General features: G+C 64.6%; 22 protein-coding genes. 10 read left to right on the top strand and 12 right to left on the bottom strand.

Annotated features, from left to right (window positions below; genetic code table 11):
- Nucleotides 1-2: 2 nt before the first annotated feature.
- Both IP89_RS16910 and IP89_RS16915 read right to left on the bottom strand, forming a co-directional pair.
- Nucleotides 3-2,156, bottom strand: coding sequence for a TonB-dependent siderophore receptor (locus IP89_RS16910; protein WP_043310788.1), 2,154 nt, complete (start codon nt 2,154-2,156; stop codon nt 3-5).
- A 70-nt stretch (nt 2,157-2,226) separates the two neighbouring features.
- Nucleotides 2,227-2,622, bottom strand: coding sequence for a DUF2946 domain-containing protein (locus IP89_RS16915; RefSeq protein ID WP_043310789.1), 396 nt, complete (start codon nt 2,620-2,622; stop codon nt 2,227-2,229).
- A gap of 199 nt (nt 2,623-2,821) precedes the next feature.
- On the opposite strand from IP89_RS16915, the gene IP89_RS16920 reads away from it, so the two are divergent.
- Nucleotides 2,822-3,031: a DUF6316 family protein gene (locus tag IP89_RS16920; RefSeq protein WP_043310790.1), complete on the top strand. Its 210-nt coding sequence runs from the start codon at nt 2,822-2,824 to the stop codon at nt 3,029-3,031.
- 10 nt (nt 3,032-3,041) lie between these two features.
- Here the strand turns inward: IP89_RS16920 and pap are convergent, their stop codons facing one another.
- Complete coding sequence (gene pap, locus IP89_RS16925) at nt 3,042-4,529, bottom strand: polyphosphate:AMP phosphotransferase (protein WP_043310791.1); 1,488 nt, start codon at nt 4,527-4,529, stop codon at nt 3,042-3,044.
- A 93-nt stretch (nt 4,530-4,622) separates the two neighbouring features.
- Between pap and mnmC the strand changes: the two genes are divergently transcribed.
- The 8 genes from mnmC (at nt 4,623) to IP89_RS16965 (ending at nt 16,105) form a co-directional block, all read left to right on the top strand.
- Nucleotides 4,623-6,569 carry a bifunctional tRNA (5-methylaminomethyl-2-thiouridine)(34)-methyltransferase MnmD/FAD-dependent 5-carboxymethylaminomethyl-2-thiouridine(34) oxidoreductase MnmC gene (gene mnmC, locus IP89_RS16930; protein WP_043310792.1) on the top strand — a complete coding sequence of 649 codons (1,947 nt, stop codon included), beginning with the start codon at nt 4,623-4,625 and terminating at the stop codon, nt 6,567-6,569.
- Between the two features lie 112 nt (nt 6,570-6,681).
- Nucleotides 6,682-7,437: a sulfite exporter TauE/SafE family protein gene (locus IP89_RS16935; RefSeq protein WP_043310793.1), complete on the top strand. Its 756-nt coding sequence runs from the start codon at nt 6,682-6,684 to the stop codon at nt 7,435-7,437.
- 2 nt (nt 7,438-7,439) lie between these two features.
- Entirely contained in the window at nt 7,440-8,132 is a 693-nt protein-coding gene (locus IP89_RS16940) for an MBL fold metallo-hydrolase (RefSeq protein WP_043310794.1), read from the top strand.
- A gap of 125 nt (nt 8,133-8,257) precedes the next feature.
- The gene (locus IP89_RS16945; protein WP_043310795.1) at nt 8,258-10,027 is read left to right on the top strand and encodes an N-acetylglutaminylglutamine amidotransferase; all 1,770 of its coding nucleotides are present in this window, start codon (nt 8,258-8,260) and stop codon (nt 10,025-10,027) included.
- A 21-nt stretch (nt 10,028-10,048) separates the two neighbouring features.
- Complete coding sequence (gene ngg, locus IP89_RS16950; RefSeq protein WP_043310796.1) at nt 10,049-11,785, top strand: N-acetylglutaminylglutamine synthetase; 1,737 nt, start codon at nt 10,049-10,051, stop codon at nt 11,783-11,785.
- A gap of 9 nt (nt 11,786-11,794) precedes the next feature.
- Nucleotides 11,795-12,991: an osmoprotectant NAGGN system M42 family peptidase gene (locus IP89_RS16955; RefSeq protein ID WP_043310797.1), complete on the top strand. Its 1,197-nt coding sequence runs from the start codon at nt 11,795-11,797 to the stop codon at nt 12,989-12,991.
- A 102-nt stretch (nt 12,992-13,093) separates the two neighbouring features.
- Entirely contained in the window at nt 13,094-15,844 is a 2,751-nt protein-coding gene (locus IP89_RS16960) for a hybrid sensor histidine kinase/response regulator (protein ID WP_043310798.1), read from the top strand.
- Between the two features lie 27 nt (nt 15,845-15,871).
- Nucleotides 15,872-16,105: a YheU family protein gene (locus IP89_RS16965; protein ID WP_043310799.1), complete on the top strand. Its 234-nt coding sequence runs from the start codon at nt 15,872-15,874 to the stop codon at nt 16,103-16,105.
- Here IP89_RS16965 and IP89_RS16970 read toward each other — a convergent pair.
- From IP89_RS16970 to IP89_RS16980, 3 genes are all read right to left on the bottom strand, one after another.
- Nucleotides 16,099-16,431: a YnfA family protein gene (locus tag IP89_RS16970; RefSeq protein ID WP_043310800.1), complete on the bottom strand. Its 333-nt coding sequence runs from the start codon at nt 16,429-16,431 to the stop codon at nt 16,099-16,101. The two genes, IP89_RS16965 and IP89_RS16970, sit on opposite strands and share 7 nt — an antisense overlap.
- 54 nt (nt 16,432-16,485) lie before the next feature.
- Entirely contained in the window at nt 16,486-16,914 is a 429-nt protein-coding gene (locus IP89_RS16975; protein ID WP_043310801.1) for a hypothetical protein, read from the bottom strand.
- A 102-nt stretch (nt 16,915-17,016) separates the two neighbouring features.
- Complete coding sequence (locus tag IP89_RS16980) at nt 17,017-18,177, bottom strand: CynX/NimT family MFS transporter (protein ID WP_043310803.1); 1,161 nt, start codon at nt 18,175-18,177, stop codon at nt 17,017-17,019.
- A 526-nt stretch (nt 18,178-18,703) separates the two neighbouring features.
- On the opposite strand from IP89_RS16980, the gene IP89_RS16985 reads away from it, so the two are divergent.
- On the top strand, nt 18,704-20,752 hold the full coding sequence (locus tag IP89_RS16985) for a hypothetical protein (RefSeq protein ID WP_371261963.1): 2,049 nt from the start codon (nt 18,704-18,706) through the stop codon (nt 20,750-20,752).
- Between the two features lie 59 nt (nt 20,753-20,811).
- On the opposite strand, the gene rfbD is transcribed toward IP89_RS16985, so the two are convergent.
- From rfbD to IP89_RS17015, 6 genes are all read right to left on the bottom strand, one after another.
- The gene (rfbD, locus tag IP89_RS16990) at nt 20,812-21,696 is read right to left on the bottom strand and encodes a dTDP-4-dehydrorhamnose reductase (protein WP_043310869.1); all 885 of its coding nucleotides are present in this window, start codon (nt 21,694-21,696) and stop codon (nt 20,812-20,814) included.
- A gap of 1 nt (nt 21,697) precedes the next feature.
- Nucleotides 21,698-22,237 (bottom strand): dTDP-4-dehydrorhamnose 3,5-epimerase, encoded by a 540-nt coding sequence (gene rfbC, locus IP89_RS16995; RefSeq protein WP_043310805.1) that lies wholly within the window; start codon nt 22,235-22,237, stop codon nt 21,698-21,700.
- Nucleotides 22,234-23,127, bottom strand: coding sequence for a glucose-1-phosphate thymidylyltransferase RfbA (gene rfbA, locus IP89_RS17000; protein ID WP_043310870.1), 894 nt, complete (start codon nt 23,125-23,127; stop codon nt 22,234-22,236). Before rfbA ends, rfbC begins: the two co-directional genes overlap by 4 nt.
- Nucleotides 23,128-23,138: 11 nt before the next feature.
- Nucleotides 23,139-24,203: a dTDP-glucose 4,6-dehydratase gene (gene rfbB, locus IP89_RS17005; protein ID WP_043310806.1), complete on the bottom strand. Its 1,065-nt coding sequence runs from the start codon at nt 24,201-24,203 to the stop codon at nt 23,139-23,141.
- 74 nt (nt 24,204-24,277) lie between these two features.
- A complete protein-coding gene (locus IP89_RS17010) occupies nt 24,278-25,051 on the bottom strand; it encodes a hydroxypyruvate isomerase family protein (protein WP_043310808.1) in 774 nt (257 codons plus the stop codon).
- On the bottom strand, nt 25,048-25,938 hold the full coding sequence (locus IP89_RS17015; RefSeq protein WP_043310810.1) for an NAD(P)-dependent oxidoreductase: 891 nt from the start codon (nt 25,936-25,938) through the stop codon (nt 25,048-25,050). Before IP89_RS17015 ends, IP89_RS17010 begins: the two co-directional genes overlap by 4 nt.
- Nucleotides 25,939-25,943 lie beyond the last annotated feature (5 nt).

Raw genomic sequence — 25,943 nt, forward strand, 5'->3', positions numbered from 1 at the left:
GATCAGAACCGCAGGTCCAGGCTGACATCGAAGCTGCGCGGCGCGCCCATGTAGTACTGGGTGCCGTAGGCCTGCTTGGCATACACCTCGTCGGTGAGGTTGCGCAGCCGCGCGGTGAGCGCGGTGTGCTCATCGATGCGGTAGCGGGCGAAAAGACCGTACAGGGTGTAGGACGGCGCCTTCAGCGTGTTGGCGTTGTCGGCATAGACCGAGGCCACGTAGCGCGCATCCGTGCCGACCTGCAGGGCATTGCTCAGGCTGTAGGTCAGCCACAGGTTGGCCACGCTGGCCGGCACGTTGATCGGGTTATTGCCCTCGCGCGACACCGACACGCCGCCCACGGCCTCGTTGAACTCGTCGTACTGGGCATCGACATAGGCGTAGTTGGCCTCGGCCTGCAAGCGTTCGGTGACCTGCAGCTTGCCGGCCAGTTCGATGCCCCGGGAGGTCTGCTGGCCGGCCTGCACCATCAGGTTGGGGTTGCTGGAATCGCGCACGGCGAAGTCGCGCCGCACGATCTGGTACAGCGCCACGGTGGCCGAGCCACGCCCGTCGAGGAAATCGAACTTGCTGCCGACCTCCCACTGCTCGCCCTTGGACAGATCGAACAGGCCGACGTTGGAATAGGTCGCCGAGGCCAGCGCCCCGGCCGGCAGATCCGCCGAGGTGCTGTATTGCAGGTACAGGTTGGCACTGGACGACAGGTCGTAAACCAGGCCGAGGCGGCCACTGAGCGGCTCCCAGCTGCGCTCGAAGAAGGCCGGGCTGGTCGCCGAAACGGTACCGTAGTTGGTCACTTCCATGTCCAGGTAGTCGTAGCGCAGGCCGCTGAGCAGCGCGAGGCGCTCGCTCAGCTGCAGGCGGTTCTCGACGAACAGCGCCTGGGTCTTGACCTCATGCCGGCGCTGCTTCTGCAGCCCCGCGGCCATGCCGGGGATGTCGTCGAAACTGCCCGGATCGAAGTGGTCCGGATCGACCGAGTCGTACCCCCCGCCCGAGCGCGGGTGCAGTGTCTGGCGCATACGCGAGATATCGAAGCCGCCCGCCCACTGGCTGTTCAGGCCGAACAGCGCGTGCTCATGGCTCAGCTCCAGGCGGTTGCCGAGCACGTTCTGGTCGTGGCGCTGCAGCAGCGATGCCGAGCGCTCCACCAGCCTGTTGTTGGCGGTGTAGGCGTACTGCTCGAGGTTTCTATAATCGCGCTGGGCGTTGTAGTGGTAGATCGTGTTCTGCAGGCTGGTGGTGTCGCTCAGGCGGTAGTCGAGGATCGAGCGCAGCCAGCGCACGCGCTGCTCGTAGCGGCCGTCGGCGACGTTGTAGTTCTCGAAGCGGCGATCCTCGTCGATCTCCATGCTGCGCCCGGTAGGCTTGAGGATGGGCGAACCCCAGTAGGGGCTGTCCTCGCTGTCTTCCAGATACTCCACGGCCAGGGTATGGCTCAGGTCGGGCGTCAGGTCGCTGAGCAGGGAAAAGGCCAGGCTGTCGGTGTCACGGTCGTTGCGATCGATGTAGCCGTTGCTGTGGCCACGGCTGAAGTCCAGGCGCATGAAGTGATTGGCGTCGCTGCCGCCGAGCGCCTGATTGACGCCAAAGGCCACTTCCGACTCGTCGAAACTGCCGTAGCGCAGGCGCCCCTCCAGCACCTGCTGCTCGCGGCTGGCCAGCTTGCTGATGTAGTTGATCGAGCCGCCCACTGCGCCTGCGCCGTAGAGGAAGGTCGAGGGGCCGCCGATCAGCTCGACGCGGTCCATCACCCAGGCGTCCACTGGCCGCGCGGCGCTGCTGTAGCCCAGGTTGATGCCGTTGAACAGCTGGGTGATCTGGTTCTGGGTAAAGCCCCGATAGGTCACGAAACCGCCATAGCCGGGGTTGGCCGAGGCGTTGATGCCGGTCATGGCATTGATCACGTCCTGGGTGTCCTTGGCGCCACGGGCCTCGATCACGGCGCGGTCGGCGACGCTGACCGAGGCTGGCGTTTCCCGTGCGGTCAGGCCCAGGCGTGAGCCGGTCTTGATCGGCGTATCGAGCAGTACGCCCGAGGGCTGCTCCTCGTTGCCGTTGACGGTCAGCGTCTCAAGTTCGACGGCCTGGTCGGCGGCCCACACGGATTGGCAAGCGCCGAACAGCAGCACCAGAGCGGTGTTCTTTTTATTCATCGATGACAACTTCCACGAAACGATGGGGTTGGCTCCGAGGGCACGGCAAAGCGCCGGCCAGGAGCCGAGGTCAGATCGCGACGAGGAAGTGAGCGGGAGAGGCGCGCGGGTTGAGTGCCGGACGCAACTGCAGGGGCGGTGGCTGCGCGAGACTGCGCGCCAGCTGCGGTGCCAGGGCAAGTGCGACGGGCGTGAGCAGATCCCAGGCGAAGGAGTTGGCGGCGACCGCCATGCCGAAGGAAGAACACAGCGGGCAGGAGAACTGCGCCATCTGCGCGCTCTGCGAAGAGTCGCCGAGATCGCTATCGACGCCCTGCCCACCCAGTGCACAGAACCCGCCATTCAGCCCGCTCAGAGCCAGGCCACTCATCTGGCCATGGTGCAAACCGCAGGCGAACAGCCCCAGCAGGAGGCTGACGTACAGCGTCCAGGCGGTTAGCGAGCGGTGGGTTCGGCTGCGAGTCATTCGCGAAGGTCTGTCAGGCGGGCATGGCCCGAGTGCTGCGGATTGTGGCAGCCCCGGCCCCTGGCGGGAAAGGCCCCGGTGCGCGGCACGATGCCCCAGCCGCAACTGCTCATTTTATGACCACCCGTCGTCTGAAGCGGCTCGCTGGAGAGTGGGCACTACACTCAAAACAGTGCGCACCTTTGCAGGAGTTAGCAGCATGTTTGGACAACGCAACATCGACTCCAACCCCGGTACCCACTACCGCAGCGAGCGGGTCAGTGCGGTCAACGGCCAGTACTTCTTCGCCACCCGCGAAGGCACCCTGGAAGGCCCCTACTTCACCCGCGTGGATGCCGAGCGCGAGATCGCCTTCTACATCCGGCGCATGAAACAGGCCAACGACATAGTCGAGAGCCGCGTCTACTGAGCATCCCGCCTCAGTCTGCGGCAAAGGCACGCTCCAGAGCCTCGTTGATGGTGCGCAACACCTTGACCCGGGCAAAGCGCTTGTCGTTGGCCTCGACCAGCGTCCAGGGCGCGATTGAGGTGCTGGTGCGGTCGACCATGTCGTCCACCGCATCGCGGTAGACGTCCCACTTGTCACGGTTGCGCCAGTCCTCCTCGGTGATCTTGAAGCGCTTGAAAGGTATTTCCTCGCGCTCGTTGAAGCGTTGCAGCTGTTCTTCCTGATCGATGGCCAGCCAGAACTTCACCAGCACCACGCCAGCATTGGTCAGCTGTTCCTCGAAGTCATTGATCTCGCCGTAGGCACGTAGCCAGTCGGCCGGATCGCAGAAACCCTCCACTCGCTCGACCAGCACCCGGCCGTACCAGGAACGATCGAACACGGTGAACTTGCCGCGTGGCGGAATGTGCCGCCAGAAGCGCCACAGGTAAGGCTGGGCGCGCTCCTCTTCGGTCGGTGCGGCGATCGGCACGATGCGGTACTGGCGCGGGTCCAGCGCCGCCGCCACACGGCGAATGGCGCCGCCCTTGCCGGCCGCATCGTTGCCCTCGAACACCGCCACCAGGGCATGCCGACGCATGCGCTTGTCGCGCATGAGCATGGCCAGGCGCGCCTGCTCGACGTCGAGCATGTCCTTGTATTCGTCCTTCTCCAGGCGCTGGGTCAGGTCCAGGCAGCTCAGCAACGTGCGGCTGTCGAGGCTGGCCACCAGCGGCGCCACATGCGCGCGTGGCGGGCGCGGCGCCTGGTTCTTCAGCGCTGCCTGCAGACCGTCGAGGAGGATGCGCCCCACGGTCAGGCTGCGGTAGTACTCATCGCTGCCCTCCACCACGTACCAGGGTGCGAAGTCGCGGCTGGTGCGGCGCAGCACGCGCTCGCCATGACGGACGAACTTGTCGTAGGTCTTCGACTGCTGCCAGTCCAGCGGACTGATGCGCCAGGCGCGCTGCGGGTCGTCCTGCAGCTCTTTGAGGCGCGCTTTCATCTGTTTCTTGGACAGGTGGAACCAGAACTTGAAGACCAGCGCGCCCTCGTCGCAGAGCATCTCTTCCAGCGCCAGCGCGCCATCGATGGCCTGGTCCAGTACCGCGTCCTTGAAGTGGCCGTGGACCCGGCCCTGGATCATCTGGCTGTACCAGTTGCCGAAGAAGATGCCGATGCGCCCCTTGGGCGGCAGCGCGCGCCAGAAGCGCCAGGCCGGCGGCCGCGCCAGCTCCTCGTCGGTCTGCACGTCGAAGGTGCTGACCTGGATCAGCCGCGGGTCCATCCACTCGTTGAGCAGCTTGACCGTCTCGCCCTTGCCGGCGCCCTCGATGCCATTGATCAGGATGATCACCGGGAAGCGCTTCTGCTGCTGCAGTTCGAACTGCGCCTCGAGCAGCGCCTCGCGCAGGGCTGGCACCTCCTTGTCGTAATCATCCTTGTCGATACTGTGGCCCAGCTCGGCAGACTCGAACATGCTTACCTCCGTGCGTCGATTTGCCCAGCCTAGCGGATCACCGCGAATTTGGGCATGCCGCTACAATGCCGCACCTCCTTCACGGGTGCCCCGATGTCCGACTCCAGCAACGCCCAGATCGACTGGGACGACCAAGGCCAGCCACTGTCGCGCCAGTTCGGCGACGTGTACTTCTCCCGCGAAGATGGCCTGGGCGAAACGCGCTACGTATTCCTCGAGCACAACGACCTGCCGGCGCGCTTCGCCGCGCTATCTGCTGGCGAGCGTCTGGTGATCGGCGAAACCGGCTTCGGCACCGGCATCAGCTTCCTCTGCACCTGGCAGCTGTTCGACCAGCAGGCAACGGCCGGCGCCCGCCTGCACTACGTCAGCGTGGAGAAATACCCGCTGGCCGCGGCCGACCTGCAGCGCGCCCTGGCCCTGTGGCCGGAGCTGCAGCCCTGGTCGAGCCAACTGCTGGAGCAGTACGTGGCCATCCACCCCGGTTTCCAGCGCCTGGTGCTGGATGGCGGCCGGGTTACGCTCACCCTGCTGATCGGTGATGTGCTGGAGCAGCTGCCGCAGCTGGATGCGCGCGTCGACACCTGGTTCCTCGACGGCTTCGCCCCGGCGAAAAATCCCGAGATGTGGAACGACGAGTTGTACGCCCAGCTGGCCAGGCTATCGGCGCCAGGTGCCAGCCTGGCCACCTTCACCAGCGCCGGCTTCGTGCGCCGTGGCCTGCTCGCCGCCGGCTTTGCCGTCAAGCGCGTGCCCGGCCATGGCAAGAAGTGGGAAATGCTCAGCGGCCGCTATGAAGGCGCCGCGCAAGCCGAGAGCAAACCCTGGTATGCCCACCCGCCGCGGGCAGCCAACCGCGAGGCGCTGGTGATCGGCGCCGGCCTGGCCGGTTGCGCCACCGCCGCCAGCCTCGCCGCACGTGGCTGGCAGGTCACTCTGCTGGAGCGCCACGCCGAGGTCGCTCAGGAAGCCTCGGGCAATCCCCAGGGCGTGCTCTACCTCAAGCTGTCCGCCCACGGCACCGCGCTGTCGCAACTGGTGGTCGCCGGCTTCGGCCATACCCGCCGCCAATTGCAGCGCCTGCAACCGGACGACTGGGCCGCCTGCGGCGTACTGCAGCTGGCCTTCGACGCCAAGGAAGATGAGCGCCAAGCCAAGCTGGCCGGCGCCTTCCCTGATGACCTGCTGCAACGCCTTGAGCGCGAACAGGCCGAGGCGCTGGCCGGCGTCGCCCTACCTGCCGGCGGGCTGTTCTATCCCGAAGCCGGCTGGGTGCACCCGCCAGCGCTGTGCCGCCTGCTGGCCGACCACCCGAGCATCCGCCTGCTCACGCACAGCGAGGCGCTGGGGCTGCGCCGGGTCGATGGCCAATGGCAGGCGCAGGATGGCGGGCATGTGCTGGCCGCAGCACCGGTGGCGGTGCTGGCCGGCGCCGCCGAGGTACGCCGCTTCGCCGAGCTGCCGCTCAAGCGCATCCGCGGGCAGATCAGCCGCCTGCCACTGACCGCCGCCAGCGCCGCGCTGAACTGCGTGCTGTGCGCCGAAGGCTATGTCGCCCCACCACGTCACGGCGAACACACCCTGGGCGCCAGCTTCGACTTCCACAGCCAGGACTGCGAGCCGACCGCAGCCGAGCACGCCGGCAACCTGGAGCTGCTGCGCGAAATATCCAGCGACCTGGCCACACGCCTGGACGCGGAACAGCTCGACCCGGCGCAACTGCAAGGCCGCGCCGCCTTCCGCTGCACCAGCCCGGACTACCTGCCCATCGTCGGCCCGCTGGCAGACGACGACGCCTTCGCCGCTGCCTACGCAGTGCTTGGCAAGGACGCCCGCCAGGTGCCGGACACGCCCTGCCCCTGGCGCGAGGGCCTGTACGTCAACAGCGGACATGGCTCGCGCGGGCTGATCAGCGCGCCGCTGTGCGGCGAGCTGCTGGCCGCCTGGCTGGAAGACGAGCCCATGCCGCTGCCACGCGCTGTGGCCGAGGCCTGCCACCCGAACCGCTTCGCCCTGCGCCGGCTGATCCGCAACGCCTGAGGCATTGGCGCTATGCTCTAGGCCTTTGATCGCCCGCCAAGGACCGCATGAGCCTCCGTACTCCCACCACGAGCCGGAACCGTATACGCCCCGCCCACCGAGGGCGGCCCTGATGGAAGCGCTGCTACTCGAGGCCGTGGCCATCGGCGCCGTGCTCGGCCTGCTGCTCGGCCTCACCGGCGCCGGCGGCTCGCTGGTCGCCCTGCCCCTGCTCCTCAGCCTGCATTTGCCGCTGCGCGACGCCATTGGCGTCAGCCTCGGCGCCGTGGCGCTCACCGCGCTGATCGGCGCCGTACCGCGCGCCTATCAAGGCCAGGTGGCCTGGCGCCCGGTCCTGCTGCTGGCTGTAGCCGGCCTGCCCGGCAACGCCATCGGCCAATGGCTCGGCCGGCACATTCCCGAGGCCGTACTGGTGATCGGCTTCTGCGCCCTGGTGTTGTGGACGGCCTGGCGCATGTGGCGCAGTAGCCGCCAGGAACACAGCTACGGCGGCCCGCTACGCAGCGGCCCGCTGCTGGCCATCGGTCTCGGCGTCGGGGTGTTCTCCGGGCTGATGGGTGTCGGTGGCGGCTTCATGGTGGTACCGGCGCTGCTAGCCTTCACCCCGTTGAGCATGCTGGCGGCCACCGCCACCTCGATGATGGTGATCGCCCTGGTTTCCGGCGGCGGCTTCCTGCTCTACCTCAGCGGCGCACAGCCTTCACTGCCGCTGCTGGCCGGCCTGGCTCTGGGTGGCGCGGCCGGTGTGCTGGGCGGCAATGCCCTGGCCCAGCGTCTCGGCGGGCGTGTGCTGCAACGCCTGTTCGCCCTGCTGCTGGTGGCGGTCAGCCTGTCGCTGGCCGCGCAGAAACTCCTCGGAGGAAGCTGAACGTGCTCTTTCGCCAACTCTTCGATGCCGACAGCTCGACCTACAGCTACCTGCTGGCCGACGCCGGCCAGGCGCTGCTGATCGACCCGGTGAAGGACAAGCTGGACGACTACCTGCGTCTGCTGCGCGAACTGGATCTGCAGCTGCTGCTGGCGCTGGACACCCATACCCACGCCGACCACATCACCGCCCTCGGTGAGCTGCGCAGCGCCACCGGTTGCCGCAGCGGCATGGGCCGCGAAAGTGGCAGCGCCTGCGCCAGCCTCACCTTCGCCGAAGGTGAGCGCCTGAGCTTCGGCCGACGCGAGCTGCTGGTCCTGCACACGCCCGGGCATACCGACGACTCCTACTGCTTCCTGCTGGCGCAACAGGACGAGCAGCCCGGCAAGCTGTTCAGCGGCGACACCCTGCTGATCCGTGGCAGCGGGCGGACCGACTTCCAGAACGGTGATGCTCGAGCCCAGTGGGCCAGCCTGCAACGCCTGCTGACCCTGCCGGGCAATACCGAGGTGTGGCCGGCCCACGACTACCGTGGCTGGACCTGCTCCAGCATCGCCGAAGAAGCCGCGCACAACCCGCGCCTGCAGGTCGCCGATGCCGAGGCCTACGCGCGCCTGATGGGCAGCCTGCACCTGCCGCATCCCAAGCTGATGGACATCGCCGTACCGGCCAACCGCGCCTGCGGCCAGGGCTGAGTGGCCTCAGCCGAGCAAGTTCCGCTTATGCACAATTGATCTAAACGATCCTTATCGATGTCGGTCGGAGAATTACTGTCCGGATTTCAGGGCAGCCTCCCCAACGGCAAAACCGGTAAGGAAATATGTGCGGAATAGCTGGAGAAATACGCTTCGACCATCAACCGGCCGACCTGGCCGCCATCGCCCGAATCACCCACCACCTGGCCCCTCGCGGCCCCGACGCCTGCGGCTTCCATAGCAGCGGGCCACTGGCTCTGGGGCATCGTCGTCTGAAGGTCATGGACCTGGCACCGGCCTCCGGCCAGCCCATGGTCGACCAGCAGCTCGGCCTGGCCCTGGTGTTCAACGGTGCCATCTACAACTACCCGGAACTGCGCGACGAACTGCGCGGCCTCGGCTACCAGTTCCACTCCGACGGCGACACCGAGGTGCTGCTCAAGGGCTACCACGCCTGGGGCGAGAAGCTGCTACCGAAGCTCAATGGCATGTTCGCCTTCGCCATCTGGGAACGCGACGGTGAGCGCCTGTTCCTCGCCCGTGACCGCCTCGGCGTCAAGCCGCTGTATCTCAACGAAGACGGCAAGCGCCTGCGCTTCGCCTCGACCCTGCCAGCCCTGTTACAGGGCGGTGATGTCGACAGCGCACTGGACCCGGCGGCGCTCGACCACTACCTCAACTTCCACTCCGTGGTGCCGGCGCCACTGACCCTGCTCAAGGGCGTGCGCAAGCTGCCGCCGGCCAGCTGGCTGCGCATCGAGCGCGACGGCCGCCGCGAGCAGCGCACCTGGTGGCAGCTGCCGTTCGGCCCGCGCGAGGAAGAGCAACAGTTCAGCCTCGACGACTGGCGCGACCGCGTGCTCGAGAGCCTGCGCCAGGCGGTGCAGGTGCGCCAGCGCGCGGCGCTGGACGTCGGCGTGCTGCTCTCCGGCGGGCTCGATTCCAGCCTGCTGGTCGGCCTGCTGCATGAGGCCGGCGTGCATGACCTGGCCACCTTCTCCATCGGCTTCGAGGATGCCGGTGGCGAGCGTGGCGACGAGTTCCATTACTCGGACCTGATCTCCCGTCACTACGGCACCCGCCATCACCAGCTGCGCATCGGTGAGGCGGAGATCCTCGCCAACCTGCCCGCGGCCTTCCGCGCCATGAGCGAGCCGATGGTCAGCCACGACTGCGTGGCCTTCTACCTGCTCGGCCGCGAAGTGGCCAAGCACTGCACCGTGGTGCAGTGCGGCCAGGGCGCCGACGAGCTGTTCGCCGGCTACCACTGGTACCCGCAGGTCGATGGCGCTGCCGATCCCGAAGCCGCCTACCGCGCCGCCTTCTTCGACCGCTCGCGCGAGGAGACCCTGGCCACCCTGCGCCCGCAGTGGCACGGCCCGGACTGGTCCGGCGAGCTGCTGCGCGAGCACTTCGCCATGCCCGGCGCCAATGCCGCGGTGGACAAGGCGCTGCGCCTGGACGGCACGGTGATGCTGGTCGACGACCCGGTGAAGCGGGTCGACAACATGACCATGGCCTGGAGCCTGGAGGCACGCACGCCGTTCCTCGACTACCGCCTGGTCGAGCTGTCCGCGCGCATTCCGGCGCGCTTCAAGCTGCCGGATGGCGGCAAGCACGTGCTCAAGGAAGCGGGCCGCGTGGTCATTCCGCACGCCGTGATCGACCGGCCCAAGGGCTACTTCCCGGTGCCCGGCCTCAAGCATCTGCAGGGCGCCACGCTGGGTTGGGTGCAGGAACTGCTGCTCGACCCCAGCCAGGACCGTGGCCTGTTCGAGCCGGCGGTGGTCGACCGCCTGCTCAGCGACCCGACGGGCCAGCTCACCCCACTGCGCGGCTCCAAGCTCTGGCAACTGGCCGCCCTCAATCTGTGGCTCAGTGAACAGGGCCTGTAGACCGATACAAGGAATTCCATCATGCGTGCATCTGCCTTCACTCAACGTCTACAGCGCGGCCAGCCACCCTCCTACCAGCGCCTGCAGGCCCATCTGGCCAAGGACGGCATCGCCCAGTCCGCGCCGCAGAGCGTGCATTGCGGCTGGGGCCGCCTGCTGATCGGCCACACCTACCCCAACGCCGAGGCGCTGGCCTCGGCGCTGCAGGAGGAGCGCCCCGGCGAGCGCGATATCGCCCTGTACGTGGCCGCGCCGCATCAGGTGCTGGCCCTGGCGCCGCAGCAACTGTTCCTCGACCCCTCCGACACCCTGCGCCTGTGGTTCATGGACTATCGCCCGGCCCATGCCAGCTTCCGCGGCTTCGGCATCCGCCGCGTGCACAGCGAGCAGGACTGGGAGGCGGTCAACAGTCTCTATCTGCAGCGCGACATGCTGCCGATCGACACCACCCAACTCACCCCGCGCGAGGACGGTGGCCCCAGCTACTGGCTGGCCGAGGACGAGAGCGACGGCCGGGTGGTCGGCGCGGTGATGGGCCTCAACCACGCCAAGGCCTTCGCCGACCCGGAGGCCGGCAGCAGCCTGTGGTGCCTGGCGGTGGCGCCAGACTGCCAGCGCCCGGGCGTCGGCGAGGCGCTGGTGCGCCACCTGATCGAGCACTTCATGAGTCGCGGCCTGAACCACCTGGACCTGTCCGTGCTGCACGACAACAAGGGCGCCAAAGCGCTCTACGCCAAGCTCGGCTTTCGCGTGCTGCCGACCTTCGCGGTGAAACGGCGCAACGGCATCAACCAGGCGCTGTTCCTTGGCCCAGGGCCGGAGGCGGAGCTCAACCCCTATGCGCGCATCATCGTCGACGAGGCCCAGCGACGTGGCATCGAGGTACGCGTCGACGACGCCGAGGGCGGCCTGTTCACCCTCAGCCAGGGCGGCCGGCGCATCCGCTGCCGCGAGTCGTTGTCGGACCTGACCAGCGCGGTGAGCATGACCCTGTGCCAGGACAAGCACCTGACCCACCGCGCCTTCGACCGTGCCGGCCTGCGCCAGCCGGCCCAGCGTTTGGCCGGCAGCAGCGAAGACAACGCCGCGTTCCTCGCCGAGCACGGCAGCATCGTGGTCAAGCCGGTGGACGGCGAACAGGGCCAGGGCGTGGCCGTCGACCTGCGCAGCAACGAGGCCGTGCAGGAGGCCATCGAACGCGCCCGGCACTTCGACCAGCGCGTGCTGCTGGAGAGCTACCACCCCGGCCAGGATCTGCGCATCGTGGTCATCGGCTACCAGGTGGTGGCCGCCGCCGTGCGTCATCCGGCCGAGGTGATCGGCGACGGCGTGCATACCATCGGTGCGCTGATCGAGGCGCAGAGCCGCCGGCGCCAGGCCGCCACCGGCGGCGAGAGTCGCATCCCGCTGGATGCCGAGACCCAGCGCACCCTGCACGACGCCGGCCATGACTACTCCAGCGTGCTGCCCGCCGGCACCCGCCTGAGCGTACGCAAGACCGCCAACCTGCATACCGGCGGCACCCTGGAGGACGTTACCGAGCGCCTGCACCCGCAGCTGCACCAGGCGGCGGTAAAGGCCGCCCGCGCCTTGGAGATTCCGGTGGTGGGCCTGGACCTGCTGGTCGAGTCCGCCGAGACCGAGGATTACGTGCTGATCGAGGCCAACGAGCGGGTCGGCCTGGCCAACCACCAGCCGCAACCGACCGCCGAACGCTTCGTCGATCTGCTGTTCCCGCTCAGCCGCCCGCATCTGTAAGGAGGCTCTATGCATCGCCTACCCGAACCCGACCTGGCCTACCTGCGCCAGGTACTGCTCGAGCTGCTGGCCATCCCCAGCCCCACCGGCTTCACCGACACCGTGGTGCGCTACGTGGCCGAACGCCTGGACGAGCTCGGCATCCCCTTCGAGCTGACCCGCCGCGGCACCATCCGCGCCACGCTCACCGGCCGCCAGTCGAGCCCGGACCGCGCCGTGTCGGCGCACCTGGACACCATCGGCGCCATCGTCCGCGAGATCAAGGACAGCGGCCGCCCGGCCCTGGCCCCGGTGGGCTGCTGGTCCAGCCGCTTCGCCGAGGGCAGCCGGGTCAGCCTGTTCACCGACCACGGCGTATTGCGCGGCAGCGTACTGCCGCTGATGGCTTCGGGGCACGCCTTCAACACCCAGGTCGACAGCCTGCCGATCAGCTGGGATCACATCGAACTGCGCCTCGACGCGCCCTGTACCAGCCGCGCCGAATGCGAGGCACTGGGCGTCTCGGTGGGTGACTTCGTCGCCTTCGACCCGCTGCCAGAGTTCACCGAGAGCGGCCATATCAGTGCCCGTCACCTCGACGACAAGGCCGGCGTCGCAGCGCTGCTGGCCGCGCTCAAGGCGGTCAAGGACAGCGGCCTGGAGCCGCAGATCGACTGCCACCCGCTGTTCACCATCACCGAGGAGGTCGGCTCCGGCGCGGCGGCGGCGCTGCCCTGGGACGTCAGCGAGTTCGTCGGCATCGACATCGCCCCGGTCGCCCCCGGCCAGCAGTCCAGCGAACACGCGGTGAGCGTGGCCCTGCAGGACTCCGGCGGGCCGTATGACTACCACCTGTCGCGCCACCTGCTGCGCCTGGCCGCCGAGGACGACATCCCGGTGCGCCGCGATCTGTTCCGCTACTACCACAGCGACGCCCAGTCGGCGGTGACCGCCGGCCACGACATCCGCGTCGCCCTGCTGGCCTTCGGCTGCGACGCCACCCACGGCTACGAGCGCACCCACATCGACAGCCTGGCCGCCCTCACCCGCCTGATCGGCGCCTACCTGCTCAGCCCGCCGGTGTTCGCCTCGGACGCCAAGCCGGCCCAGGAGCATTCGCTGGAGCGCTTCAGCCACCAGATCGAGCATGACGCGCAGCTGGCCAACGACACCCAGGTGCCCAATCTAGACAGCGTCCTCGGAGCGCGCCCGGACACTCCGGGCTAAGCTTCTGGGGCGGTCGTGCCCGGCTCTGCAACGGCCGCTTGAAGCCCCGCCCACAACTGGGCAAAGTGCTGGCATAACCGATAAGAACGATGAGGTTGGCAGATGCGCTTGTGTCTGGCCGTATTGCTGCTCTGCCTGAGTGGACAATTGTGGGCGCTCGCCCCCGCTCCCCTGGACCGTGACGACCTGCGCCTGTCGCTGGCGCCCTACATGGGCTATTACCGCGACAGCGACGGCACGCTGGATGCCCAGGCAGTGCAGAAGCTGCCGGACAGCGCCTTCGAACAGGTGCATGGCGACCACGCCAACCTGGGCAAGAACGACTCGACCTGGTGGTTCAAGGTACGCTTGGTCAACAGCCGCCCTCAGCCGCTCTCCGGCTACCTGGAAGTCAACTACGCCCTGCTCGACCAGATCGACGTCTACCTGCAGGACGAGGACGGTCGCCTGCAGCACCAGCGCAGCGGCGACAGCTTCGCCTTCTCCCAGCGCCCGGTGCAGGTGCGCCACTTCTGGTTCCCGATGGACCTGCCACACGGCAGCAACACCCTGCTGATCCGGGTACAGAGCACCAGCACCATCTTCGTTCCGCTGTTCTTCAGCACCCATGGCGCCAGCGCGGCAGCCCAGGAAAACCTGATGGGCATCAACGGCGCCTTCTACGGCGTGCTGTTCGCCATGTTCATCTACAACCTGTTCCTGTTCATCTCGCTGCGCGAGCGGGCCTACTTCTGGTACCTGGTGTACAACATCAACGTCGGCCTGTTCGCCGCCTGCTTCGACGGCATGCTGTTCAAGCTGCTGCCCAACCACCTGGGGCTGCAGTCGGTGGGCATCTACGTGCTGATGTACCTGCACTGCCTCACCGCGGCGCAGTTCAGTCGCCACTTCTTGCACATCCCGCAGCACTTCCCGCGCCTGGACAAGGGCCTGCGCCTGCTGATGCTGGTGATCGTCGGCTGCCTGCTATCGGTGCCGCTGATCGGCCTGGCCGCGTGGAACATCCTGGCCAGTATTGCCGTGCTGCTGGTCTCGCTGATCCTGCTGCTCACCGGTGTCTATACCTGGCGCCGCGGCGTGCGCCACGGCTCCTACTACGTGGTGGCGTGGAGCATCCTGCTGGTGGCCTTCATCCTGGTCACCAGCGGCTCGCTGGGCATCGAGATCTTCGGTATCTATGGCTCGGCGGTGGTCGAGCTGGGCGTGACCATCGAGCTGCTGAGCCTGTCCATCGGCCTGGCCGACCGCATCAACCTGCTCAAGGATGAAGGCTTCCGCTCGCGCCAGGCCGCCGAGCAGGCCGAGTACGAGAACCAGGCCAAGAGCCGCTTCCTGGCCAAGATGAGCCACGAGATCCGCACCCCGCTGAACGGCGTGCTGGGCATGCTGCAGCTGCTGCGCGAGACGCCGCTGGACCGCAACCAGCGCTTCTATGTCGACACCATCAGTAGTTCGGGGCGCTCGCTGATGTCGGTGATCAACGACATCCTCGACTACGCACGCATCGAGTCCGGCAAGCTCAGCCTCGAGGAAATCGAGTTCGACCTGGAGCAGATGATCTCCGAGACCCTGGCGCTGTTCACCGCCCAGGCCCTGGAGAAGCGCCTGCGCCTCTACGTCTGCCTGGAGGGCGGCGTACCACGGCGCATCCAGGGCGACCCGACGCGACTCAAGCAGGTGCTGATGAACCTGCTGGGCAACTCCCTCAAGTTCACCCAGGAGGGCCACGTGTCGCTCTCGGTCAGCCGACGCAGTAACAGCGAGGGCGGTCTGCACCTGGTGTTCGCGGTCAGCGACAGTGGCATCGGCATTCACCACGACAGCCTGCACCAGCTGTTCAAGTCCTTCGCCCAGGGAGACTCCAGCACCACTCGCCGCTACGGCGGCAGCGGCCTGGGCCTGGCCATCAGCAAGGAGCTAGTGGAGATGATGGGCGGCCGCATCGAGGTACAGAGCACGCCGGGACAGGGCTCGCGCTTTGCCTTCGACGTGCCGCTGCGCCGCGCCGTGGAAGACCACGACGAGCTGGCCACCCTGCTGGAAAACCGCACCGCCCTGCTCTGCTCGCTCGACGGCCAGGGCCTCGACTGCCTAGGCCACCTGCTCGGCCGCTGGGGCATGCGCACCCAGCGCTGCCAGGACCCGGAGCGCCTGCGCGACTACCTGGAAGACTTCACCGCGCCGCCACTGCTGGTGCTGATGGCGCCCTGGCCGGGCAGCAGCGGGCACTGGCTGGACAGCCTGCGGCCGCACCTGGAGAACGGCCAGCGGGTGCTGATCCTCAGCCCGCCGGAGCAGTACCAGCAGCTCCCCGAGGGGCGCGGCCTGCGCCTGCTCGGCCAGCCGTTGCCGCTCTCGGTGGTCGGCCTGCGCGATACCCTGCTGGAGCTGTACAGCGAGCGGCGCAACGAGGCGCCCGCCATACCGCCGGCATTGGAGCAACGCGCCGGCAGCACGCCCTGCATCCTGGTGGCCGAGGACAATCGGGTGAACCAGATGGTGGTCCAGGGCTTCCTCAAGAAGCGTGGCTATTCGGTGCGCATGGTCGCCGACGGCAACGCTGCGGTCGCCGAATACCGCCGCGACCCCGGCGCCGTGCAACTGGTGCTGATGGACTGCGAGATGCCGGAACTGGACGGTTTCGAGGCGACCCGGCAGATCCGCAAACTGGAGTACAACCGCCAGCTACCAGCGGTGCCGATCATCGCCCTGACCGCGCACATCCTCGACGAACACCGCGACCAGGGCCTGGCCGCTGGCATGGACGATTTCCTCGGCAAGCCGCTGGATTGCCAGCAGCTCTACGCCATGCTCGATCGCTACCTGCTCGCGCAGGTCCACGCGACCGATTAGCATGGCCGCCCGCCAACAGGAGCCGCCATGCTGATCCCCCACCAGATGCTCGAAGCCGAGACACTCAACCGCCTGCTGGAGGACTTCGTCACCCGCGACGGCACCGACAACGGCGACGACACGCCGCTGGCCACCCGCGTCGAGCGGGCTCGCAGGGCACTGGAGAAAGGCCAGGCGGTAATCGTCTTCGATGCGGACAGCCAGCAGTGCCAGCTGGCGCTACGCGATGAAGTACCGAAGGAGTGGCTGGAAGATCAGTGACTGGCGAAGCGCGGGCCGAGTAGGATGATGCCCGCACCGATCAGGCACAGTAGCGCGCCCGCCCAGTCCGAGAGCATCGGCCGGGTCCGCTCGATCACACCCAGCCAGAGCAGCGAAGCCACGATGTAGACACCGCCATAGGCGGCGTAGGCGCGCCCGGCATAGGCCGCCTCGACGCGGGTCAGCAGCAGGGCGAACAGGGTCAGGCTGAGCAGGCCCGGGGCGATCCACCAGGCGCTCTTGCCCAGGCGCAGCCACATCCAGAAGGCATAGCAGCCGGCGATCTCGAACAGTGCGGCGAGAAAGAACCAGAAGTAGTTGAGCATCATCGGTCTCTTGAAAGCGGTTGGCAGGTCAGCCGGTGAGGCCCCCATGCGAACTCAGCCGCGCAGGCTACCCTCGCGCTCCCACACGCAGCGCACCCGCAGGTCTTCTTCCTGGGGGCTGTGGAAGCCGCTCTCCGACTCCCAGCGGAAGGTGTGCAGGCCGTTCAGCTCGGTCTCTAGATGTACCACAGCGCTGGCCCAGTACAGGCGCTTGAGCAGCGCCTCGAATTCCTTCACCCACAGCGCCCACTCGTACTCGATGGCCTGGTAGCTGGCGCCGAAGTGGATCACCTGGGTCTGGTACAGCCCTTCACCCTCGTTGCCGCAGAAGGAGAACATCTCGCGACCGAGGAACGGCCAGGCGTCGCCGACGGGCAACTGCTCCAGTACTCGGCGGTTGGTGCCACGACGCAGCGCGCGCTGCTCGAGATCACCGGACGGCCAGTCACGGATGCAGCCATAGACGATGGATTCGGACTCCACGCGGGTACTCCAGAAAGTGCAGGCTGCCTTCTAACACAGGGCATGGCGACTGCAAAGGAACCAATGCCCTGCCCGCGCAAAAAGCGCGGGCCAGACGCCAAATCAGGCCGAGCGTTGCGGTGTGCGCAAGGCCCAGGCGATCAGCGTCATCAGCACGGCCAGGCCGATCAGTACCATGAACGGCACCTGGTAGTTGCCAGCCAGATCGCGCCCCAGGCCAGCCAGGATCGGCGCCAGGCACGCCATGCCGTAGCCGGCGCATAGCATCATCGCGGTCCAGCGACTGACAGCCAGCGGCGTGTGCACCTCATACAGCGGCAGCACCAGCGACAGCGCGAAGGAGCCGCTGAGGACGAAGCCCATCAGCACGGCCCAGACCTCGGGCCACAGCGTCGGCTGGAAGGTGATCATGCTCATGCACAGGGTCAGAATCACCCCGCAACCCACCAGCAGCGGCTGGCGAATATCGAAACGCTGGGCCAGCCAGGGCAGCAACCAGGCACTGGGCAGACCAACCAGCATCAGCAGGCTGAACAGGCCATTGGCGTGCAGCAGGCTCAGGCCCGCCTCGTGGTAGCGCGCCACCAGCCAGGTGGCCATGGTGTAGAAGAAGCCCGCCTGAATGGCGAAGAAGCCGGTCACCAGCCAGGCGCGCGGTTCGCGCCAAGGTAGCCCCTGGGCATCGCCAGCCAGCGCCTCTTCGGCGCGATTCGGCAGGCGCAGCCAGAGCAGGCCGGCCAACAGCGCAGGCACGAACCAGGCCGCCAGGCCCAGACTCCAGTCATCGCCCAGGCCCTGGGTCATGGGCACCGTGAGCACCGCACCCGCGGCGCCACCAATGGCCATGCTGAAGGAATACCAGCCGACTACCTGGCCGACGTGATCACGGAAATGACGCTTGATGAAGCCGGACAACAGCGGACCAGCCACGGCGATACCGGCGCCGAGCAGCACCGCACTGCCGATCAGCAGCGGGCTGAAATGGCCACCCAGACGCAGCAGCAGGGCCAGAGTGATCAGCCCCAGGCAAGCGGCAACGGTGCGTTCCAGGCCGAAGCGCACGGCCAGGCGCGGCGCCAGCGGCGCCAGCAGGCCCATGCACAGCACCGGCAAGGCGGTGGTCAGGCTGATCAGACCACGGCTCAGCGACAGCTCTTCGGCGATGCGCTCGATCAGTGGGGCAAGGGAGGTGATGCCGGGGCGCAGGTTGATCGCCGCCAGCACCAGCGCCAGCAATAGCAGGGCCCTGGGTACAGGTTTCACGTGACATCCAACAACTCGATGGCCAGGCAGGCCGGGGCTGCAACCCTACTCTCGCAAGGCGCGCCCGGGCAAGCGCGGAGCACATGAAACTGACCAACTGGACAATAAAAAGTGGCGACAGTAAACGCACTCTGCTTACTGTCCGGATGCAATCCGTTGCGATACCTGAGATACAAACAACGTCAGAAAACCGACCTTCCATACGGCTAAATGGCACTTCGCCAGTGAACCGGCGACAGCCCAGGCCCCATGCGGGCTCAGGCAAAAGAAAAGAGTTGCCAGCGCCTCGAATAAAGCCGTTTCGCTGTATATAGTGCTAGTGAATGTAACAGAGCATTTACAGACTCTGATTGACTAATAAAAAGCTGCCGCCAACAGCCACGGAATGTCGACGATGAAAACAACTAAAGACACTGATTCCTCCGTATCCGAACCGCGTACCGTCTCCCATACCGTGACCGAGACCGAGACACTGCCCGCCCCCGTTGCCACCTCGCAGAACCTGCAAGTGGGCAGCGAGCAGTACATGTATTTCACCGAGCGCGACATCGACCGTATTCTCGAGAACCTCGACGGGCTGCGCGAACGAGTATTCCCCAAGCTGCATGGCGATGACGGCCTCGACGCACGCCACGCCCAGCACTTCCCCTCGGTGTGCCTGATCGGCCTCGGCCGCTGCGGCTCCAACATCGCCCTGGACGTGGCCTCGCTGGTCTATAACGCGCGGCGCTTCTACCTCAACGAATTCAGCAACCAGGAAAAGAACGGCGGCGAACAGCGCCCGGCCAGCTGGATTCGCAGCAACCTGCGCCTGTCCTCCGGACGCGGCGCCAAGCCGGTGTTTCTGATCGAGCCGCTGGTGATGCTCGGCGACCTGGACAAGGACATCGAGGGCCGCATCCGCTTCTCGCGCAAGGCCGAGACCAACGGCTTCCTCGACGACTACAGCAAAATGAAGATCATGGACCTGTCCGAGGTCCATGCCGGCGGTGCCGGTAACGCACCGATCCTCGGCCAGTATCTGGCCAAGATCATCCTCAACAAGGATACCCAGCGCTTCTCCAACGCCGACTGGAAGTTCATCCACAGCTACCTGATCGACTCCTGCGGCATCAAGGCCAACCAGTCGCGCCTGTACTTCTACATCTTCAGCGCCGGCGGCGGCACCGGCTCGGGCATGGCCTCGGAATTCGGCCTGGCCCAGCAGTTCGCCTACATGAGCAAGACCTTCGACACCAAGCAGGAGAGCAGCAGCGAGGACAACCGCGGCCACTCCTTCGTCTTCGAGCCGATCTTCACCAGCGGCATCTGCATCCTGCCGAACATCTCCGACCAGCGCATCGAGATGTCCGAGGCGCTGCATATCAACGCCGGCCGCCTGCTGTGCAAGTACCTCGCCGAGGAATGGGACTTCTCCTACAACTTCGACAGCGAGGAAACCGGCGAAGAGAGCGTGATGCGCCGCATCCGCCCGTGGAACGCCATGATGCTGATCTCCAACGACATCATGCGCTACGCCGAAGAGAGCGACGGCGGCAACGTACAGAACATCGACGTGAACGCCATGGAGCGCCACGCCAACCAGTACATCTCGCAGCAGATATTCAACATCCTCACCGCCCAGGCGGTGACCACCGACTACGACCAGAACTACTTCCGCCGCGCCGGCATCGACATCGGCGAGACCATCCGCCTCGACGCCAACGACCTGTTCATGAGCCTGGCTGGCCCGGTGGCCGTGGCCTACGCGGAATCCGTGGTCGCCGAGCAGGCCCAGCCTGCCACCACCGAGAAGTTCAAGGTGTTCGAGAAGGAGCAACCCAAGCTCAACATCGACGACCTGTTCTTCCGCTCCATCGACCTGCCGCACTTCAACAAGACCACCCAGGCCATCGAGGGCATCAGCCTGCTGCCGATCGAGGCCAAGCGTTATCGCGCGGCTTTGGAGCAGTACAAGAAGTCCAACTTCGACGCCAGCGCCCTGAGCGACCTGCACTTCTTCAAGAACTGCTCCTCGGTGGTGTCCATCGTCTCGCTGCCGAAGGACTACAAGCTGTCCTACATGGACCTGAACCGGCTGAAGACCCACCTCAACAGCCTGTTCCCCAACACCACCCTGAAGCGCTACGCCTTGGTGATCGGCGCCTCGGCCAACCTGTCGCTGACCACCCTGATCGTCAAGAGCCCGTGCCTGTCGGACGACTTCCTAACCCTGATCGTGGCCTTCATCAAACGCTGCTTCGCCCGTGACCAGTACCGCTACGACGAGAGCCTGGACAACGCCATGCTCGACTTCATCGTCTCCGAGGACTTCGACGAAGCCCGCATCGAGGCCATGCTCAACGAGTACGAAAACCCGGCGAAGATCCTCGACACCAACTGGTACGCGATCAAGCCGATGTACGAGAAGAAGTACCGCGAGCTGATCCACGACCAGGACAAGTTCGTCTCGATCAACGACATCCGCCTGTCCCGCGAAAGCGTGAAGAAGGCCATCAAGTACCTGCGAGAGATCTACCGCCACCGCGTCGGCAAGACTCGGGTCATCTCGCTCAACGATTACGCCAAGGACTGAGTTGTTACCGCCTCAACGAAAAAGGCCTGCAATTGCAGGCCTTTTTCGTATCTGCAGGATCAAGTCTCGTCGCGCCACTCCTGCAGAACAGAACGCAATTCTGTCCGCCAGTCTGGCTGCTGAATGCCAAACTCGGCGTTCAGCTTGGAACAGTCGAGTACGGACCACAGCGGCCTGCGCGCTGGCGTTGGGTACTCCGAACTGACAATTGCACGTAGCCTGGGCGAGCGCTCAATCAGACCAAGCTCAAGTGCCTGACGAAATATCTCTTCGGCAAACTCGTACCAACTGCAAGCCGGCCCACCACTAAAGTGGTAACAACCCCATTGCAACTCACCCTTATCCCGGTAGAGCTGAACCAGCTGCCAAAGAGCCCCGGCAATACCGGCAGCCGGAGTCGGACCACCGCGTTGATCGGCAACCACGGCCAACTCATCGCGCTCACGCCCCAGACGCAGCATGGTTCTGACAAAATTCTGCCCGTGCGCACCGAACACCCAACTCGTCCGCAGTACGAGAGCCCGCGAGCAACGTTCGAACAACGCCTGCTCGCCCGCCAGTTTGCTAGCGCCATAGACCCCGACAGGTGCCACCGGATCACTTTCTTTATAGGGACTAATCCCGTTACCGGCAAAAACATAGTCGGTAGAAATATGGAACAAGGGAATTCCAGCGCGCTCGGCTTGATCCGCTAGCAGCGCTACACCATCTCGATTGACCGCGTAGGCAGCCGCTGACTCACTTTCCGCCCGATCGACCGCGGTGTATGCGGCCGCATTGATGATTGCGCCGGGTGCGATCTCGGCCACCCGCTTCATCACCTGTTGCGAATCGGCCAGGTTCAACTCTCGGGAGCCTAGGCCAATGATCTCGAAGCCCACCGGCACAGCCCTCATGAGCTCGTGCCCCACCTGTCCCTGCGCGCCTGCAACCAGAACCCGCATCTCAACCGCGCCCAAGCAGTTGGCGCAGCGTCGGATTAATCTGATCCTTCGCCGACAGTTTGGGTTGCTCCACAGGCCATGGAATACCTACTTCGGAATCGTTCCAGAGCAGTCCCCCTTCATCCTCCGGGAAGTAGAGGTCCGTGCACTTATACTCGAAATCCGCCGTCTCGCTTAGAACACAGAAGCCATGGGCATAGCCTGGTGGAACCCACAGTTGGCGATGGTTCTCATCGTTGAGCTCGACGCCGACAAAACGTCCGCAAGTTGGTGAGTCGGAGTTGATATCCACTGCCACATCGTAGACCGCACCACGACTAACCCGTACTAGCTTGCCCTGCGGCCGGGTACGCTGGAAGTGCAGACCACGCAACACACCGCGAGATGAGCGCGAGTGGTTGTCTTGGACAAAGGGCATATCGATACCAGCCTCTCGGTAACGCTCGATCTGGAAGCTCTCAAGAAAGAAGCCACGAGCATCACCAAACACCTGGGGCTCGATGATCAGTACTCCCGGAAGGACAGTTTCAATAACCTTCATAGCGAATCTGATTCCAGCAAACGAAGCAGGTACTGGCCGTAGCCAGTTTTGCTCAGCGATGGGGCCTGCTTAGAAAGCTGATCAGCGGACAGCCAACCCTGGTGATAAGCAATCTCCTCCAGGCAGGCGACCTTCAGCCCCTGACGCGCCTCTATGGTTTGCACGAAGTGGCTGGCCTCCATCAAGGAATCATGAGTCCCGGTATCGAGCCAGGCGAAACCGCGCCCCAGCTGGCTTACATGCAATTCGCCACGCGCTAGGTAGGTGTTGTTGATATCAGTAATTTCCAGCTCACCACGCGCCGAAGGCTTGATTTGCTTTGCAATATCCACGACCGAAGCGTCATAGAAATACAGGCCAGTAACGGCGTAATTGGACTTGGGCTGGGCAGGCTTTTCTTCAATGGAGACCGCCTTGCCAGACGCGTCGAACTCGACGACACCAAATCGCTCCGGATCCCGTACGTGATAGCCAAACACCGTAGCGCCCTGATCGCGCTGCGTGGCCTCCTGCAGCATGGAACTGAAGCCGTAACCATAGAAGATGTTATCGCCGAGAATCAGGCAAACATTGCTGTCGCCAATAAACTCCTCGCCGATCAGGAATGCTTGGGCCAGCCCGTCCGGAGACGGTTGCTCGGCATAACTCAGGCTGATACCGAATTCGGAGCCATCACCCAGCAGCTTGCGGAAGTTGGGCAAGTCATCCGGGGTGGAAATAATCAGTACATCGCGTATCCCGGCCAACATCAGCACCGACAGTGGGTAATAGATCATCGGCTTGTCGTAGATCGGCAGTAGCTGCTTGGATACACCCCGAGTGATTGGATGCAGACGTGTGCCGGAACCACCAGCCAGCACTATGCCTTTCCAGCGTGCCTTTTCACTCATATTGCCCACGCTCACTGATTCTCCCCCAGACGCGCCAATCGATAGTCACCATTCAAAACCCGCTGCCACCAAACCGGGTTCCCCAGATACCAGTTCACGGTTTTGCGCAGACCACTTATGAAGGTTTCCTGTGGCGCCCAACCAAGCTCACGCTCGACCTTGCTCGCATCGATTGCATAACGGCGGTCATGCCCCGGGCGATCCTTCACGAAAATGATCTGCTCCCGGTAAGAACCGCCCTGCTCCCTAGGTCGCAACTCGTCCAGCAGCTCACAGATGGCCTCGACCACCTCCAAATTGCGCTTCTCATTATGGCCACCGATGTTGTAGGTCTGCCCTACTTCACCCCGACAAACCACCTCGATCAATGCCCGCGCATGATCATCGACAAATAGCCAGTCACGCACCTGCGATCCATCGCCATACACAGGTAATGGCTTGCCGTGCAGAGCATTCAGAATGACGTGGGGGATCAATTTCTCAGGGAAGTGGAACGGCCCGTAGTTGTTGGAGCAGTTGGTCACCAGTACCGGTAGACCATAAGTGCGATGCCAAGCACGCACTAGGTGGTCGGAACCTGCTTTGGAAGCGGAATACGGGGAGCTCGGGGCGTAAGGCGTGTCTTCCGTGAACAGATCGGTTGTGCCATGCAGATCACCAAACACTTCGTCCGTGGAAATATGATGGAAACGGAAAGAGCTGCGTTCCTGCTCTGGAAGAGATACCCAGTAACGCTTGGCAGCCTCCAGCAGCGTATAGGTTCCAACCAGGTTGGTCTGAACAAATGCCGCCGGGCCATCGATGGAGCGGTCCACGTGAGACTCGGCTGCTAGGTGCATCACCGCACTGGGCTTGAACGCCGAGAAGACGATATCCAGTTGTTCGGCATCGCAGATATCAACCTGATGAAAACTGTATCGCGGAGAATCGGCAACCTCCGCCAGAGACTCCAGGTTTCCCGCGTAAGTCAGCTTATCTACGTTGGCGACCACATGCTTGGTCTCGGCGAGCAGCGTTCTAATGACTGCCGAGCCAATAAAACCGGCACCACCGGTTACTAAAATCCGTTGAGCCATAGATATACAGATATCCCTAATAAGAAATTATGCATGCCCGCAGCACCCGAACATTCTAAGGCGGTACCTGGAGCTTAACGCCAGGCCTCGAGCCAGCCTAGGGATAATCCGGTGGGGCCGGCAGGCTTGTACTCGGCTCCCATCCACCCCTCATAACCTACCGCATTCAGCGTCTGGAGTGCTTCAGCAAAATCTACCTGCCCCGTTCCCGGAGCCCCCCGCCCTGGGGAGTCAGCGAACTGTACATGTCCTATGCGCTTGGCCAACAAGCGGATGCCTTGGGGAATACCTAGCCCCTGGCGCGCCATATGATAAAGATCGAACTGGGCTAGGCAATTGGGATGATCGACTTGTCGTAGCAACAGATCGAGATCCTCCGGGGTATTAATTAGAAACCCCGGCATATCCAGCGGATTGATTGCCTCGCATACCAACTGAATACCTAGCGAAGCAAAAGACTCTGCACTCTTGCGTAGATTCTCAGCCAGGCAATCTAGCGCCCTTTCTCGCCCCTGTTTCTCGGCTAGGCGCCCCGCAAGCACATTGACGCACTGCGGCTGAACTACCGCCGCGTAGGCCAGCGCGTCCTGCAGCGCCCTGTCGAACTCCGCCTGGCGTGCCGGCACAGCAGCCAGACCTAGGCCGCCCTGCATCAGATCACCAGCAGGCACATTGATCAACACCAGCGGCAAAGCGGCACGAGCCAGATGCTCCTTGAATAAAGCTGCCGGCAACTCGTAGGGAAACTGAACTTCAACCCCGTCGAACCCTGCCTCGGCCGCAGCCTGAATTCGCTCAAGCAAGGGCCGTTCAGTGAACAGCAAGGATAGATTGGCGCTGATTTTCATTTTTCCTGCTCACGGAATAGTCTGATCAGCGTCGATGGGTCATGCTCGAGGTGGCCTTGGGCACCATGCAACCGCATCAACTGCGCGGCTAACCCACTCATAGGTATGACGCCACTCTGCTCCTGCGCTAGTTTGACTGCTGTATCAAGATCCTTGAGCAGTGTACGTACATGCCACTTGACCGGCGTGAAGCGACTCTCCGCCATCTGCGGCGCCAGGATTTGCAACGGCCTGGAGTCAGCAAAACCACCAGCCAGCGCAGGCGCTAGTAATGCGGCATCGACACCAGCACGCTCGGCTAGCGCGACCACCTCACCAATCACCAGCGCATTGCATGCTACAAGCATCTGGTTGCACACCTTCGCCACCTGACCTGCGCCGACATCCCCCATGCGAGTCACACGTTGTCCTAGGCGCATAAGTAACGGACGCAGGTATTCGATATCATCTTCTCGGCCACCGGCCATTATCGCCAGCGTTCCATTCTCAGCCCCTTGGACACCACCCGAAACCGGTGCGTCTACCCAGCGCATTCCAGTTCGCCCCTCCAACTCAGCCGCCATTTCACGGGTTTTAGCCGGATCCAGGCTGGAGAAATCCACCAAAAGTTGCCCTGGCCTAGCTTGCTCCACAACACCACCAGCTCCGAAGACCACCTCGCGAACGGCATTGGTGTCAGCCAAGCAAAGCAGCACCAAGTCTACCTTCGTACAAAGCGCGGCCAATGACGTAGCCACTTCCACCCCTCGCTCCCGTAACGCCGAACACTTATCCGCAGAGCGGTTCCATATGTGCAGAGAGTAACCGGCAGCCAACAGTCGAGTGCACATAGGCAGCCCCATCAGGCCAATTCCAACAAAGCCAATACTGGGTAGGGATACAGACATGTTGG

The sequence above is a fragment of the Pseudomonas sp. ML96 genome, from assembly GCF_000761545.1.
Classification (GTDB): domain Bacteria; phylum Pseudomonadota; class Gammaproteobacteria; order Pseudomonadales; family Pseudomonadaceae; genus Aquipseudomonas.

Coding starts and splice junctions, on each gene's coding strand:
- IP89_RS16910 (WP_043310788.1), bottom strand. CDS start 2,156: ATGAATAAAAAGAACACCGCTCTGGTGCTGCTGTTCGGCGCTTGCCAA.
- IP89_RS16935 (WP_043310793.1), top strand. CDS start 6,682: ATGGAAGCGCTGCTACTCGAGGCCGTGGCCATCGGCGCCGTGCTCGGC.
- IP89_RS17010 (WP_043310808.1), bottom strand. CDS start 25,051: ATGAAAATCAGCGCCAATCTATCCTTGCTGTTCACTGAACGGCCCTTG.
- pap (WP_043310791.1), bottom strand. CDS start 4,529: ATGTTCGAGTCTGCCGAGCTGGGCCACAGTATCGACAAGGATGATTAC.
- IP89_RS16965 (WP_043310799.1), top strand. CDS start 15,872: ATGCTGATCCCCCACCAGATGCTCGAAGCCGAGACACTCAACCGCCTG.
- rfbD (WP_043310869.1), bottom strand. CDS start 21,696: ATGCGGGTTCTGGTTGCAGGCGCGCAGGGACAGGTGGGGCACGAGCTC.
- rfbC (WP_043310805.1), bottom strand. CDS start 22,237: ATGAAGGTTATTGAAACTGTCCTTCCGGGAGTACTGATCATCGAGCCC.
- rfbA (WP_043310870.1), bottom strand. CDS start 23,127: ATGAGTGAAAAGGCACGCTGGAAAGGCATAGTGCTGGCTGGTGGTTCC.
- IP89_RS16985 (WP_371261963.1), top strand. CDS start 18,704: ATGTATTTCACCGAGCGCGACATCGACCGTATTCTCGAGAACCTCGAC.
- IP89_RS16945 (WP_043310795.1), top strand. CDS start 8,258: ATGTGCGGAATAGCTGGAGAAATACGCTTCGACCATCAACCGGCCGAC.
- IP89_RS16915 (WP_043310789.1), bottom strand. CDS start 2,622: ATGACTCGCAGCCGAACCCACCGCTCGCTAACCGCCTGGACGCTGTAC.
- IP89_RS16955 (WP_043310797.1), top strand. CDS start 11,795: ATGCATCGCCTACCCGAACCCGACCTGGCCTACCTGCGCCAGGTACTG.
- IP89_RS17015 (WP_043310810.1), bottom strand. CDS start 25,938: ATGTCTGTATCCCTACCCAGTATTGGCTTTGTTGGAATTGGCCTGATG.
- rfbB (WP_043310806.1), bottom strand. CDS start 24,203: ATGGCTCAACGGATTTTAGTAACCGGTGGTGCCGGTTTTATTGGCTCG.
- mnmC (WP_043310792.1), top strand. CDS start 4,623: ATGTCCGACTCCAGCAACGCCCAGATCGACTGGGACGACCAAGGCCAG.
- IP89_RS16970 (WP_043310800.1), bottom strand. CDS start 16,431: ATGCTCAACTACTTCTGGTTCTTTCTCGCCGCACTGTTCGAGATCGCC.
- IP89_RS16960 (WP_043310798.1), top strand. CDS start 13,094: ATGCGCTTGTGTCTGGCCGTATTGCTGCTCTGCCTGAGTGGACAATTG.
- ngg (WP_043310796.1), top strand. CDS start 10,049: ATGCGTGCATCTGCCTTCACTCAACGTCTACAGCGCGGCCAGCCACCC.
- IP89_RS16920 (WP_043310790.1), top strand. CDS start 2,822: ATGTTTGGACAACGCAACATCGACTCCAACCCCGGTACCCACTACCGC.